The sequence below is a fragment of the Klebsiella sp. 2-CIP_Kleb. genome (genome assembly GCF_050378715.1).
GTDB lineage: Bacteria > Pseudomonadota > Gammaproteobacteria > Enterobacterales > Enterobacteriaceae > Klebsiella > Klebsiella quasipneumoniae.
Map to the genome: position 1 here is coordinate 1,015,870 of NZ_JBNRLG010000001.1, position 12,913 is coordinate 1,028,782.

The 12,913-nt window shown below is 57.3% G+C and carries 11 protein-coding genes; 6 read left to right on the plus strand and 5 right to left on the minus strand.

Going from position 1 to position 12,913, the window contains the following annotated elements:
* Positions 1-101: 101 nt before the first annotated feature.
* Entirely contained in the window at positions 102-1,544 is a 1,443-nt protein-coding gene (gene pyk, locus ACQUTP_RS05060; protein WP_002911440.1) for a pyruvate kinase, read from the plus strand.
* 57 nt (positions 1,545-1,601) lie between these two features.
* Here the strand turns inward: pyk and ACQUTP_RS05065 are convergent, their stop codons facing one another.
* The gene (locus ACQUTP_RS05065) at positions 1,602-2,936 is read right to left on the minus strand and encodes a 2-hydroxycarboxylate transporter family protein (RefSeq protein ID WP_285754998.1); all 1,335 of its coding nucleotides are present in this window, start codon (positions 2,934-2,936) and stop codon (positions 1,602-1,604) included.
* Positions 2,937-3,352: 416 nt separating this feature from the next.
* On the opposite strand from ACQUTP_RS05065, the gene ACQUTP_RS05070 reads away from it, so the two are divergent.
* The 3 genes from ACQUTP_RS05070 to dcuR all read left to right on the plus strand — a co-directional run bounded on the left by ACQUTP_RS05070 (position 3,353) and on the right by dcuR (position 6,818).
* Entirely contained in the window at positions 3,353-4,300 is a 948-nt protein-coding gene (locus tag ACQUTP_RS05070; RefSeq protein WP_285755000.1) for an AEC family transporter, read from the plus strand.
* Positions 4,301-4,362: 62 nt separating this feature from the next.
* Positions 4,363-6,048, plus strand: coding sequence for an NAD-dependent malic enzyme (locus ACQUTP_RS05075; RefSeq protein WP_065877421.1), 1,686 nt, complete (start codon positions 4,363-4,365; stop codon positions 6,046-6,048).
* Between the two features lie 53 nt (positions 6,049-6,101).
* Positions 6,102-6,818, plus strand: coding sequence for a two-component system response regulator DcuR (gene dcuR, locus ACQUTP_RS05080; RefSeq protein WP_017900216.1), 717 nt, complete (start codon positions 6,102-6,104; stop codon positions 6,816-6,818).
* Positions 6,819-6,848: 30 nt separating this feature from the next.
* Here the strand turns inward: dcuR and lpxM are convergent, their stop codons facing one another.
* The 3 genes from lpxM to znuA all read right to left on the minus strand — a co-directional run bounded on the left by lpxM (position 6,849) and on the right by znuA (position 10,217).
* Positions 6,849-7,820, minus strand: a complete 972-nt coding sequence (gene lpxM / locus ACQUTP_RS05085; RefSeq protein ID WP_285755002.1) for a lauroyl-Kdo(2)-lipid IV(A) myristoyltransferase — start codon at positions 7,818-7,820, stop codon at positions 6,849-6,851.
* Between the two features lie 117 nt (positions 7,821-7,937).
* Positions 7,938-9,257 (minus strand): murein DD-endopeptidase MepM, encoded by a 1,320-nt coding sequence (mepM, locus tag ACQUTP_RS05090; RefSeq protein ID WP_004203403.1) that lies wholly within the window; start codon positions 9,255-9,257, stop codon positions 7,938-7,940.
* A gap of 15 nt (positions 9,258-9,272) precedes the next feature.
* Positions 9,273-10,217 carry a zinc ABC transporter substrate-binding protein ZnuA gene (znuA, locus tag ACQUTP_RS05095; protein ID WP_285755003.1) on the minus strand — a complete coding sequence of 315 codons (945 nt, stop codon included), beginning with the start codon at positions 10,215-10,217 and terminating at the stop codon, positions 9,273-9,275.
* A 111-nt stretch (positions 10,218-10,328) separates the two neighbouring features.
* On the opposite strand from znuA, the gene znuC reads away from it, so the two are divergent.
* Together znuC and znuB are read left to right on the plus strand one after the other, a co-directional pair.
* Positions 10,329-11,048 (plus strand): zinc ABC transporter ATP-binding protein ZnuC, encoded by a 720-nt coding sequence (znuC, locus tag ACQUTP_RS05100; RefSeq protein WP_228958578.1) that lies wholly within the window; start codon positions 10,329-10,331, stop codon positions 11,046-11,048.
* Positions 11,048-11,833, plus strand: coding sequence for a zinc ABC transporter permease subunit ZnuB (gene znuB, locus ACQUTP_RS05105; protein ID WP_004203408.1), 786 nt, complete (start codon positions 11,048-11,050; stop codon positions 11,831-11,833). Before znuC ends, znuB begins: the two co-directional genes overlap by 1 nt.
* Before the next feature lie 63 nt (positions 11,834-11,896).
* Here the strand turns inward: znuB and ruvB are convergent, their stop codons facing one another.
* Positions 11,897-12,907 carry a Holliday junction branch migration DNA helicase RuvB gene (ruvB, locus tag ACQUTP_RS05110; RefSeq protein WP_004148860.1) on the minus strand — a complete coding sequence of 337 codons (1,011 nt, stop codon included), beginning with the start codon at positions 12,905-12,907 and terminating at the stop codon, positions 11,897-11,899.
* Between the last annotated feature and the right edge of the window lie 6 nt (positions 12,908-12,913).

Here is a 12,913-nt window from a genome sequence, read left to right on the forward strand (position 1 = left end):
TTACACCTTCGATAACGATCCGGCTGTGCGACGTTGCAGGCTGGCGCTACCGAATCCATGTTCACGCAACACCAAAGTTGTATCAGTCAACGGAGTATTACATGTCCAGAAGGCTTCGCAGAACCAAAATCGTTACTACCTTAGGCCCGGCAACTGACCGCGATAACAACCTGGAAAAAGTTATCGCCGCGGGCGCAAACGTAGTGCGTATGAACTTCTCTCACGGCACCCCGGAAGATCATCAGCTCCGTGCCGATAAAGTGCGTGAGATCGCGGCAAAACTGGGCCGTCACGTGGCCATCCTCGGCGACCTCCAGGGACCAAAAATTCGCGTATCGACCTTCAAAGAAGGCAAAATTTTCCTCAACGTCGGCGATAAATTCCTGCTGGACGCCAACCTCGGCAAGGGCGAAGGCGATAAAGAGAAAGTCGGAATCGACTATAAAGGCCTGCCGGCGGACGTCGTGCCTGGCGATATCCTGCTGCTCGACGATGGTCGTGTGCAGCTGAAAGTCCTCGAAGTTCAGGGGATGAAAGTCTTCACTGAAGTGACCGTTGGCGGCCCGTTGTCCAATAACAAAGGGATCAACAAGCTCGGCGGCGGCCTGTCTGCCGAAGCGCTGACCGACAAAGACAAGGCCGATATCGTCACCGCCGCTAAAATCGGCGTCGACTATCTCGCCGTCTCCTTCCCGCGCTGCGGCGAAGACCTGAACTACGCCCGTCGCCTGGCGCGCGATGCCGGCTGTGATGCGAAAATCGTCGCCAAAGTCGAGCGTGCGGAAGCCGTCTGCGATCAGGACGCCATGGACGACGTGATCCTCGCCTCCGATGTGGTGATGGTTGCCCGCGGTGACCTTGGCGTCGAAATCGGCGATCCGGAGCTGGTGGGCATCCAGAAAGCGCTGATTCGTCGTGCGCGTCAGCTGAACCGTTCCGTCATTACCGCCACCCAGATGATGGAGTCGATGATCACCAACCCGATGCCGACCCGTGCGGAAGTCATGGACGTGGCCAACGCCGTGCTGGATGGTACCGATGCCGTGATGCTCTCCGCGGAAACCGCTGCCGGTCAATACCCGTCGGAAACCGTGGCCGCGATGGCGCGCGTGTGTCTGGGCGCCGAAAAAATCCCGAGCCTCAACGTCTCCAAACACCGTCTGGACGTCCAGTTCGACAACGTGGAAGAAGCGATTGCCATGTCGGCGATGTATGCCGCCAACCACCTGAAAGGCATCACGGCTATCATCACCATGACCGAATCAGGCCGCACCGCGCTGATGACCTCGCGCATCAGCTCCGGTCTGCCAATTTTCGCTCTGTCCCGCCACGAGCGCACCCTGAACCTGACCGCCCTCTACCGCGGGGTGACGCCGGTGTTCTTCGACAGCCAGAATGACGGGGTGGCCGCTGCGCACGATGCCGTCAATCTGCTGCGGGACAAAGGCTACCTGGTCTCCGGCGATCTGGTGGTTGTTACCCAGGGTGACGTGATGAGCACCATCGGCAGCACCAACACCACGCGTATCCTCACCGTCGAGTAAGCCTCGGTGTCTACCTGCCAGCGATACGGCTGGCAGGTTTTTTTGCCCTCCGGCAGGCTACACCATCCAGCTCAGTAATAGCGTCGCGGCGATCACCGTCGACGCCCCGCCGATACGCGTCGCAATCTGTGCAAACGGCATCAATCCCATGCGGTTTGAGGCCGAGAGAATGGCCACATCCCCCGTTCCGCCTAACCCGCTGTGGCAGCTGGTGACAATGGCGGCTTCCACAGGATACATATTTAGACGTGAAGCGATAAAGAACCCGCTCAGCGCCATGGCAATGACAATTGAGCCGCACACCACGACGTAGCCAACGGAGAAGACCGATACCACGCTCTCCAGCGGTACATACAGCATGCCCAGGCCGATCATCAGCGGCCACACCAGCGCGGCGGAGACGAACTTGTAGCAGCTGTGCGCCCCCAGCTCCATCGCCGCCGGGATAACTTTGGTATATTTGCAGAATACCGCCGCCAGAATCATCAGCACCGGCCCCGGAATATGCACCACCTTCTCCAGCAGGCCGCCGACAATAAAAAAGGCACAAATCATCAGCAACCCGGCGCCCATGAGCTGAAAATCGGTCGGCTGCGTACTCTGATTCTGCGCAAAGACGCTGTTATCTTCATGGCTGCGGATCAGTAGCCCGTTGCCGGACAGCGCCGGGCGACGGGCGCCCATGCGGGCCAGAAAGCCGGCGCAGATAATGGCGAAGATGTTACCCACCACCGCCGCCGGCGCCAGCTGGGCCACGTAGACATCAGGCGTCTGCCCGAGGATCGCCGAATAAGCCAGCGACAACGGCAGGATCCCTTCGCCAATGCCGCCGCCGATAATCGGCACAATGATAAAGAAGAAGGTGTGATACAGACTGTAGCCGAATAAGCTGCCCACCAGCAGGCCGGTGGCGATTGCCGCGCCGGACCCAACCACCAGCGGGACAAACATGCGCACCATCCCCTGGATCAGAATCGTGCGGTTCATTCCCAGGATACTGCCGACCACCAGGCAGGCGATGACGAAATAGAGGAGATTGGCCTCCTTCATCAGCAAATGCACGGTATCGAGCGTATGCGCTTCAAACACGCCAAAGTAGACCAGCACTGAGGGCATCATCAAACACAAAATCGCCGGACCGCCAATATCTTTTAACACCGGCACCATGCGGCCAATTTTCGCCAGCGCGAACCCCAGGGTCATGATGACCGCCAGTCCGCCAATCATGTTTTTTGGCAACAACCCCGCGCCCGCGGAGAGCGCCACTATCGCGGCGATACCGATAAACAGCGTTAACGGCACAGCGCCGACTTCGATATTGGTGAAAAGTCGAGTCGCTTGCCCGTTCGGCAATGTTTTATCTATCGGTTGGTTGAGTGAATTATTTTTCATATTTTTACCTGAATAATAAAGAGGTCACGTAGGGTCAGGATGCAATATTAAAATTGCGCAGCACTATGAATTCAAAAGCGCTAAACGCCGTATCAACTAAATACACCGAAACGGTAACACAGGACTTTAAAACTAAAAACGACAACTGTATTAACGCTGTCGGCTTTGTGACTGAGCCATAAAGTTTATTTTAAGTAATTTAATTTATTATCACGAAGCTAAAGTTATCGTCCGCTAAAATAATAAATCCTGTTAATGCAACCCTATGATTTAATCCTCTTTTCCCTATTTGTAAGTAAAGTAGCCAAGGCGAAATTATTTAAATCCAGATGACTGTGATGGCTATCACCTTTTAAATGTTAGGGGATCGTTAGATTGGCAGCACAACAAACCGATAATATATGTCAGGACCTTTTATGCCTTCACTGCTCTTGCAATCTCTTTTCCCGTTGGTATTTATCATGCTGCTCGGATGGCTTAGCGGCAAACTCGGCTATACTCGCCGTGAGGACGCCTCCGTTCTCGCCACGGTAGTTATCCGCTTTGCGCTTCCTTTTCATCTTTTTATCGGCGCATTACATACCAGCCCGGATAAAATAAAAAACTTCACCTTTATGGCGGTGCTGGTTATCGGTCTGATGGGGTCGTATTTTCTTACGCTACTGATCTCGCGCTATGTTTTTCGTCATGATATTAAAACTAGCGCGATTCAGTCGCTGGTTTGCGCCTTCCCCGATATGGCCTACTTCGGCGCTCCCGTGCTGGCGGTGCTGATAGGTCCGGAGGGCTTTCTCGGGGTGCTTATCGGAAACCTGGTGACCAGCGTGTTGATGATCCCTCTGACCATCATCCTGATCCGCATGGGAGACCAGCCCGGAGACGCTGGGGCTCCCCAGCTCCACGCCGGGCAGTTGATCCTGCAAAACCTGCTGAAAGCCGTGAGAAACCCCATTGTCTGGATCCCCATTTCCGGCGTACTGCTCAGCCTGGCCGGGATCCAGCTGCCGCATCTGCTCAGCGTACCCGTTGAAATGGTGGGTAAAATCGCCGGCGGTCTGTCACTCTTCGCCCTTGGGCTGCTGTTTTACGGTGAACGTCCGACGGTCAATATTCAAACCTGCACCAACATCAGTATTAAAAACCTGATCCAGCCGGCCATGATGGCGCTGGCCGGGCTGGCCTTTGGGCTCAGTCATACCCTGATGCAACAGGTTATTATCATCGGCGCGACGCCTTCCGCTATCGCGGCAGGGATGTTTGCCCTGCGCAGCGATACCTATATTGAACCCGCCTCATCTTCTATTTTGCTGGGCACCGCCATCGGCGTGGTCACCGAAGGCGTCATGAGTTATCTCATTTCGTAATCACGGAAATAAAATACCTAGACATCAGGCAATGTTTTAATTTGATATTCAGGAGTCATGTCATGTTAGCCACAGAAACCTTATACACCCCCTATAATGGTGCCGTCCTGCTGGAAAACCCGTTATTAAATAAAGGCCTCGCGTTTACGGAAAGCGAACGCACAGCGTTTAATCTTCAGGGACTGTTACCGCACAATGTGGAAACCATTGAAGAACAAACCGAGCGCGCATGGGGCCAGTTTTGCCAGTTCAAAAAAAGTATTTCGCGCCATATTTATCTCAGAAATATTCAGGACACCAACGAGACGTTATTCTATAACCTGCTGCGCAGCCATATGAAAGAGACGCTGCCGATTATTTATACCCCGACGGTGGGTGAAGCATGCGAACATTTTTCAGAAATATATCGCCGAGGACGCGGCCTGTTCATCTCCTGGCCCAATCGTCACCATATTGACGAGATGCTGCAGGGATTTTCCCGCAACGATATCAAAGTCATCGTGGTGACCGATGGCGAGCGTATTCTGGGGCTGGGCGACCAGGGGATTGGCGGGATGGGGATCCCCATCGGCAAACTCTCGTTATATACCGCCTGCGGGGGTATTCATCCGGCATCAACGCTGCCCATTATGTTAGATGTCGGTACCAACAATCCGCAGCATCTGGAAGATCCGCTGTATATGGGCTGGCGACATCCGCGCATCAGCGACGAGCAATACCTGGAGTTTATGGACATGTTTGTCCATGCCGTTCAACAGCGCTGGCCGAATGTCTTGCTCCAGTTTGAAGATTTTGCCCAAAAAAATGCCACGCGACTGCTCAACCGCTATCGACACCAGCTGTGCTGTTTTAACGATGATATTCAGGGAACCGCCGCCGTGACATCGGGGACGCTGATCGCCGCCGCTGCCGCCGCCGGAACGCCGCTCCACGATCAGCGGGTGGTTTTCCTTGGCGGCGGTTCGGCCGGATGCGGCATTGCGGAAAAAATCATTGCGCTGATGGTGGATGATGGGCTCTCAGAGACGGAAGCACGCCGCCGCATCTTTATGGTTGACCGCTTTGGTCTGCTGACTGATCAGATGCCTAATCTGCTCGATTTTCAGCGCGAGCTGGTCACCCCCCGAGCCAGTATCGCCCACTGGGATACCGAGGCGGCCCAGCTGTCGCTGATGGATGTCGTACGCAACGTCCACCCTACCGTTCTGATCGGCGTGTCAGGCCAGCCGGGGCTGTTTAGCGAAGAGATAGTGAAAGAGATGCATCGGCACTGCCCGCGTCCGATTATTATGCCGCTCTCTAACCCCACTTCCCGGGCCGAGGCCCAGCCGAAGGATCTGCTGGAGTGGACTCGGGGTAGCGCGCTTATCGCCACCGGCAGCCCGTTCGACCCCGTCTTCTATGACGGCAAAACCTACGACATCGCCCAGTGCAATAACGCCTATATTTTCCCCGGTCTGGGGCTGGGGATCCTTGCCAGTAAAGCCGAGCGCGTCACCGAAGCAATGCTTATCACCTGCAGTAAAACGCTGGCCGCCCACTCGCCTCTGGCGACCCGCGAAACCGGCGGGTTGCTGCCGCCGGTAGAAGAGATCGAAATGATTTCCCGGGCCATTGCCGCTGATGTCGCCCGCGCGGCTCAGCAGGACGGCGTAGCGCCGCAGATTGACGAGGTGCAACTGGCGGCGAATATCGATAAAACCTTCTGGCGAGCGCGCTACACCGCGTATAAACGTTCGTCATTGTGATCGCTCATCTCGCGGGAAGCCGGCAGGCTTCCCGCCACTCGGGGGAACCACTCATGTTCAATGTGCTGATTGTCGATGATGATCCCATGGTGGCCGAACTGAACCAGTTATTTATCAGCCGGGTAGCTGATTTTCACTGCTGTGGAGTAGCGGCGACGATCGCCGACGCCAAAGCGATGCTAAGCCATCTGGCGCAGGTCGATCTGCTGCTGCTGGATGTCTATATGCACCAGGAGAGTGGCCTGGACCTGCTGCCAGCGCTTCGCGCTGATGGGCGGAATATTGACGTCATCATGATGACGTCCGCTGCCGATGCGCTCACCGTCCAGACGGCACTGCGCTATGGCGTGGTTGATTACCTGATTAAACCGTTTCAGTTGTCGCGCTTTGAGGAGGCGCTGCGGACCTGGCGCAATAAACGCGATGCGAAGCAAGCGAAATCCTGCTACGCCCAGGCGGATATCGACACCCTGCTACGCCGCGGGGTTCTGCAACAGGACGGTCCCCGCCGCTTGCCGAAAGGGCTGACGCCGCAAACGCTTCGCCTGGTGTGCCGGTGGATAATCGCGCATCAGGCGCGGGATTTTTCAACCAATGAGCTGGCGGCGGCGCTGCAGATCTCCCGAGTATCGTGCCGCAAATACCTGATCTGGCTGGAGCAGATCAACGTGCTCTTCACCAGCAATCACTACGGCATCACCGGCCGCCCGGAGTATCGCTACCGGCTTGTGGCCGAGAGCGTGATGTTGCTGACGCAATATAGCCAGTGAGCCTGGAATGCCCACTGGCGCGCTTGCAGTCTACTTCTTAGGGTACAGCTCTTTGCGTTTGTAGGGCTCGATTTCACCCGGCTTGCGCGTCTTCAGCAGCTTCAGGATCCAGGTGTACTGCTCGGTGTGCGGCGTAACAAACACCTCCACCTCTTCGTTCATCCGCCGGGCGATTGTTGTATCGTCAGCGTCCAGCAGATCGTCCATCGGCGGGCGCACCAGCACCGTCAGGCGATGCGTCTTGCCATCGTAGACCGGGAACAGCGGAACGACGCGGGCGCGGCATACCTTCATTAAGCGGCCAATCGCCGGCAGGGTGGCCTTATAAGTAGCGAAGAAATCCACAAACTCGCTGTGCTCGGCGCCGTGATCCTGATCGGGCAAATAGTAGCCCCAGTAGCCCTGGCGCACCGACTGAATAAACGGTTTGATCCCGTCGTTGCGCGCATGCATCCGTCCGCCAAAACGACGACGCACGGTATTCCACACGTAATCGAAGACCGGGTTGCCCTGGTTGTGGAACATCGCCGCCATCTTCTGCCCGCCGGAGGCCATCAGCATCGCCGGGATATCCACACCCCATGCATGCGGGACGAGGAAAATCACCTTCTCGTTATTGCGCTGCAGCTCGTCGATGATCGCTTTACCCTGCCAGTCGACGCGGGCGTGAATTTTCTGCGGATCGCGCAGGCCCAGCTCGGCCATCATCACCATCGCCTGCGGCGCCGAGGCGTACATGGCGTCGATGATCGCTTCCCGCTCGTGCTCGCTTTTTTCCGGGAAGCAATACAGCAAATTAATCTGCGCCCGGCGGCGCGAGCTTTTCGCCAGACGCCCGACCAGACGACCGAGTTTGCCGAGGAGCGGATCGCGGAAGGATGGCGGCGTCAGCGCAATACCGGCGAAGGCAAAAACACCCAGCCAGGCGCCCCAGTAGCGCGGCAGTAAAAAAGATTTTTCAAACTTAGGGATAAACTCAATATTATTTTTTTTCGTTTCCATGCCCAATCCGCAGATCGACTGCTTAATCAAGATAATGGGATAGTGTAGCGAGACGTTGGGTATCCTACAAAAGAAAAAGCCGGCGCCCTGGGGCACCGGCTTTCCACTGACCGGTGGTTAGTCAAACCGCAGCTGCGGAACGACCTCTTTGACCTGCGCCAGATAATCGGTACGGTCGGAACCGCTCAGCCCTTCGGTACGCGGCAGTTTCGCCGTCAGCGGGTTGACCGCCTGCTGGTTGATCCACACTTCGTAGTGCAGGTGCGGCCCGGTAGAGCGTCCGGTATTCCCCGATAGCGCAATACGATCGCCGCGCTTCACTTTCTGCCCCGGCTTCACCAGCAGTTTACGCAGGTGCATGTAGCGAGTGGTATAGGTACGGCCGTGGCGGATCGCCACGTAATACCCGGCGGCGCCGCTGCGCTTGGCCACCACCACTTCGCCATCGCCCACTGCCAGCACCGGCGTTCCCTGCGGCATCGCAAAATCGACGCCACGGTGCGGCGCGACGCGCCCGGTGACCGGATTCAGACGACGCGGGTTAAAATTAGAGGAGACGCGGAACTGACGCGCTGTCGGGAAGCGCATAAAGCCTTTCGCCAGCCCTGTCCCGTTGCGGTCGTAGAATTTACCGTCTTCGGCACGGATGGCAAAGTAGTCCTTACCGTCGGAGCGCAGACGCACGCCGAGCAGCTGGCTTTGCTCGCGTTTGCCGTCAAGCATTTCGCGGGACATCAATACCGAGAACTCATCGCCTTTCTTCAGCTTACGGAAATCCATCTGCCACTGCATGGCCTTGATCACCGCGCTGATTTCCGTGCTGGTCAGCCCGGCATCGCGCGCGCTTGAGACAAAGCTGGCGCCGACGGTGCCCTTCAGCACGCTGTTGACCCAGTCGCCTTTCTGCAGCTCGCTGCTCATTTTAAAGCCGTTATCCACGCGGGTGTAGGTGCGGGTTTCGCGGCGGGACATCTCCCAGGTCAGACTCTGCAGATCGCCGTCGGCGGTCAGGGTCCAGGAGAGCTGCTGGCCAATCTTCAGATTACGCAGCTCTTTATCGGCGGAGGAGAGCTGGGCGATATCACCCATATCGATACCGTACTGATTCAGGATGCTGCTGAGGGTATCGCCGGTCGACACCACGTATTCGTGCCCGCCGGCATCGCTATCGGCTTTTTCGTCGAGTTCATCCTGAGGAATGGCTTCTTCTTCCTGCGGGGCCTGATCGATCGGCTCGGAGGCTTCCGGCAGCAGGGAGCGGATCTCGCTTTTTTCCAGCTCAATGGTTCTGACGATGGGGGCGGATTCCGGGTGGTAAATGTAGGGTCGCCAGACGGCGACCGCTAAGGTAAGAACGCTAAGCGACCCCAGCATAACGCGATGAGGTCGTGGCAGATTGTTAAATGCCTGAGTGACAGCGCGGGCTATCTGTTGCACGTATTCACTTCCTCGTTAATCTCCTTTCAGGCAGCTCGAATACTGATTCGCCAGTTGGGTGAGGAATTGCGGGTAACTCGCTTTACCCAGCTTAATTCCGCTACCCAGTGGATCCAGGGTCCCCATGCGCACAGACGTGCCCCGGGCAACAGCTTCGATAACCGCTGGCCTGAACTGTGGCTCAGCAAAAACGCAAGTGGCTTTCTGCTCAACCAGTTGTGTTCTGATTTCGTGTAAACGCTGCGCACCAGGCTGTATTTCAGGGTTGACGGTAAAATGCCCCAGCGAGGTTAAACCGTAGTGTTTTTCAAAGTAACCGTAGGCGTCATGAAAAACGAAATAGCCCTTTCCTTTCAGCGGTGCCAGCTCATTGCTAACCTGCTTGTCGGTCGCCGCCAGCGCGGCCTCGAACTGCTGCAGGTTGCTGTCGAGTTTGGCTCGACTCTGCGGCATAAGTTCCAATAATTTATCGTGGATTGCAACCGCCGAAAGCCGTGCTATCTCTGGGGATAACCACAGATGCATATTGTAGATACCGTGATGGTGATCGCCGTCACTTTTTTCCGCTGCGCCATGGTCATGACCATGATGATCGTCATCATCGTCAGCGCCGGCGATCAGCAGCGCTTTGACCCCATCCAGCTCTGCGATGGTCACCTTTTTCTTCGCCGTAATGCTTTGCGTCGACTTATCCATAAAGGCTTCCATTTCCGGACCGATCCACACCACTAAGTCTGCGTTCTGTAAGCGTTTTACATCGGAAGGACGCAGGGAATAATCATGCTCAGAGGCACCATCGGGCAGGAGCACCTGGGTGTCGGTGACCCCATCGGCGATGGCTGCTGCGATAAAGCCCAGCGGTTTCATGGAAGTCACCACGGCGGCGCTGGCCTGCGGTACCTGTGCGAACAAAAAAACAGCGCCAAGTCCAGCGCAAAGAAGCGTATTTTTATGTAACATAATGCGTCTAGTCATCGAAACGAGTGAGTGTGATGTGATATTATAACATTCACTAGCTTGTGCAACCCCTAAATGATTATGACAAACCTTGTAACGCTGGAAAATGTCTCGGTGGCCTTTGGCCAACGCCGCGTGCTGTCTGACATCTCGCTGGCTCTCACGCCAGGCAAAATATTAACCCTGCTGGGGCCCAACGGCGCCGGTAAATCGACGCTCGTGCGGGTGGTTCTCGGGCTGGTAGCACCGACAGAGGGTGTTATCAAGCGCGAAGAACGCCTGCGGATCGGCTATGTACCGCAGAAACTGCATCTGGACGCCACGCTGCCGCTGACCGTCAGCCGCTTCCTGCGTTTACGTCCGGGTACCCGCAAAGACGACATTCTGCCGGCGCTGAAGCGCGTGCAGGCCGGGCATCTGATCGACGCGCCGATGCAAAAACTTTCCGGCGGCGAAACCCAGCGCGTGCTGCTGGCCCGCGCCCTGCTCAATCGTCCGCAGCTGCTGGTGCTGGATGAACCGACCCAGGGCGTCGACGTCAATGGCCAGGTGGCGCTCTACGATCTTATCGACCAGCTGCGCCATGAGCTGGACTGCGCGGTGCTGATGGTCTCCCACGACCTGCATCTGGTGATGGCCAAAACCGACGAGGTATTGTGCCTGAACCAGCATATCTGCTGCTCTGGCGCACCGGAAGTCGTCTCGATGCATCCGGAGTTTATCTCCATGTTCGGCCCGCGCGGCGCGGAACAGCTGGGGATCTACCGCCATCACCATAATCACCGCCACGATCTTCAGGGGCGAATTGTATTGCGTCGGGGAAACAGCCGCTAATGATTGAACTTCTCTTACCTGGCTGGCTGGCCGGGATGATGCTGGCCTGCGCCGCCGGCCCGCTGGGCTCCTTTGTGGTCTGGCGCCGCATGTCCTATTTCGGCGATACGCTGGCGCATGCGTCGCTACTCGGCGTCGCTTTCGGTTTACTGCTTAACGTCAATCCGTTTTATGCGGTGATCGCCGTGACCCTGCTGCTGGCCGGCGGGCTGGTATGGCTGGAAAAACGGCCGCATCTGGCGATTGATACCCTGCTGGGCATCATGGCGCACAGCGCGCTGTCCCTTGGGCTGGTGGTGGTCAGTCTGATGTCTAACGTCCGCGTCGATTTGATGGCGTACCTGTTCGGCGATCTGCTGGCGGTCACGCCGCAGGATCTGATCGCCATTGCTATTGGCGTGGTGATTGTGATTGGCATTCTGCTCTGGCAGTGGCGGAATCTGCTGGCGATGACCATCAGTCCGGACCTGGCGTTTGTCGATGGCGTGAAGCTGCAGCGGGTCAAGTTGCTGTTGATGCTGGTCACCGCCCTGACTATCGGCGTGGCGATGAAGTTCGTCGGGGCGCTGATCATCACTTCTCTGCTGATTATCCCGGCCGCTACCGCCCGCCGTTTTGCCCGCACGCCGGAGCAGATGGCCGCCGTGGCGGTGGGCGTGGGCATGCTGGCCGTCACCGGCGGGTTAACCTTCTCGGCTTTCTACGACACGCCGGCCGGGCCGTCGGTGGTGCTGAGCGCTGCGGTGCTGTTTATTCTCAGCATGACGAAAAAAGCCGCCAGCTAAAAGTGAAAAAGCCCGGTCGCGCTGCTGACCGGGCTTCACCATGAACGGCTCAACCACAACGCGCTACGGCATTTCCGGCGGCGTAATCCCGAAATGGTTCCAGGCACGCACCGTCGCCATTCTTCCCCGCGGCGTACGCTGTAGAAAACCCTGCTGAATTAAGTAGGGCTCCAGCACATCTTCAATGGTTTCCCGCTCTTCGCCAATCGCGGCGGCGAGGTTATCCAGCCCCACCGGCCCGCCGAAGAACTTATCTATCACCGCCAGCAGCAGCTTGCGGTCCATATAGTCGAACCCTTCCGCATCGACGTTGAGCATATCCAGCGCCTGGGCGGCAATGTCGGCGGAGATGGTGCCGTCGTGGCGCACTTCCGCGAAGTCACGCACCCGGCGCAGCAGACGGTTGGCAATACGCGGCGTGCCGCGTGAACGGCGGGCCACTTCCAGCGCGCCCTCGTCGCTCATCTCCAGCCCCATATGGCGGGCGCTGCGGCTGACAATATGCTGCAGATCGGGGATCTGATAGAACTCCAGACGCTGCACGATGCCAAAGCGGTCGCGCAGCGGCGAGGTCAACGAACCGGCCCGGGTGGTGGCGCCAATCAGGGTAAACGGCGGCAGGTCGATTTTAATCGAGCGCGCCGCCGGACCTTCGCCAATCATGATATCCAGCTGGTAGTCTTCCATTGCCGGATAGAGCACCTCTTCCACCACCGGCGAGAGGCGATGGATCTCATCGATAAACAGCACATCGTGCGGTTCGAGGTTGGTGAGCATCGCGGCGAGATCGCCCGCTTTCTCCAGCACCGGGCCGGAGGTGGTACGCAGATTCACCCCCATTTCATTGGCGACGATATTGGCCAGGGTGGTTTTCCCCAACCCTGGCGGGCCAAAAATCAGCAGGTGATCGAGGGCGTCGCCGCGCAGCTTCGCCGCCTGGATAAAGATCTCCATCTGCGAACGCACCTGCGGCTGGCCGACATACTCTGCCAGCAATTTTGGGCGGATGGCGCGGTCAGCGGCCTCTTCGAAGCCGCTGCTGTCTGCCGATACCAGCCGGTCTGCTTCAATCATCCCTTA

Excerpts from the sequence above, each read along its gene's own strand:
- ACQUTP_RS05070 (WP_285755000.1), top strand. The coding sequence starts at position 3,353 with ATGCCTTCACTGCTCTTGCAATCTCTTTTCCCGTTGGTATTTATCATG.
- dcuR (WP_017900216.1), top strand. The coding sequence starts at position 6,102 with ATGTTCAATGTGCTGATTGTCGATGATGATCCCATGGTGGCCGAACTG.
- ACQUTP_RS05065 (WP_285754998.1), bottom strand. The coding sequence starts at position 2,936 with ATGAAAAATAATTCACTCAACCAACCGATAGATAAAACATTGCCGAAC.
- znuB (WP_004203408.1), top strand. The coding sequence starts at position 11,048 with ATGATTGAACTTCTCTTACCTGGCTGGCTGGCCGGGATGATGCTGGCC.
- ruvB (WP_004148860.1), bottom strand. The coding sequence starts at position 12,907 with ATGATTGAAGCAGACCGGCTGGTATCGGCAGACAGCAGCGGCTTCGAA.
- ACQUTP_RS05075 (WP_065877421.1), top strand. The coding sequence starts at position 4,363 with ATGTTAGCCACAGAAACCTTATACACCCCCTATAATGGTGCCGTCCTG.
- lpxM (WP_285755002.1), bottom strand. The coding sequence starts at position 7,820 with ATGGAAACGAAAAAAAATAATATTGAGTTTATCCCTAAGTTTGAAAAA.
- pyk (WP_002911440.1), top strand. The coding sequence starts at position 102 with ATGTCCAGAAGGCTTCGCAGAACCAAAATCGTTACTACCTTAGGCCCG.
- znuA (WP_285755003.1), bottom strand. The coding sequence starts at position 10,217 with ATGTTACATAAAAATACGCTTCTTTGCGCTGGACTTGGCGCTGTTTTT.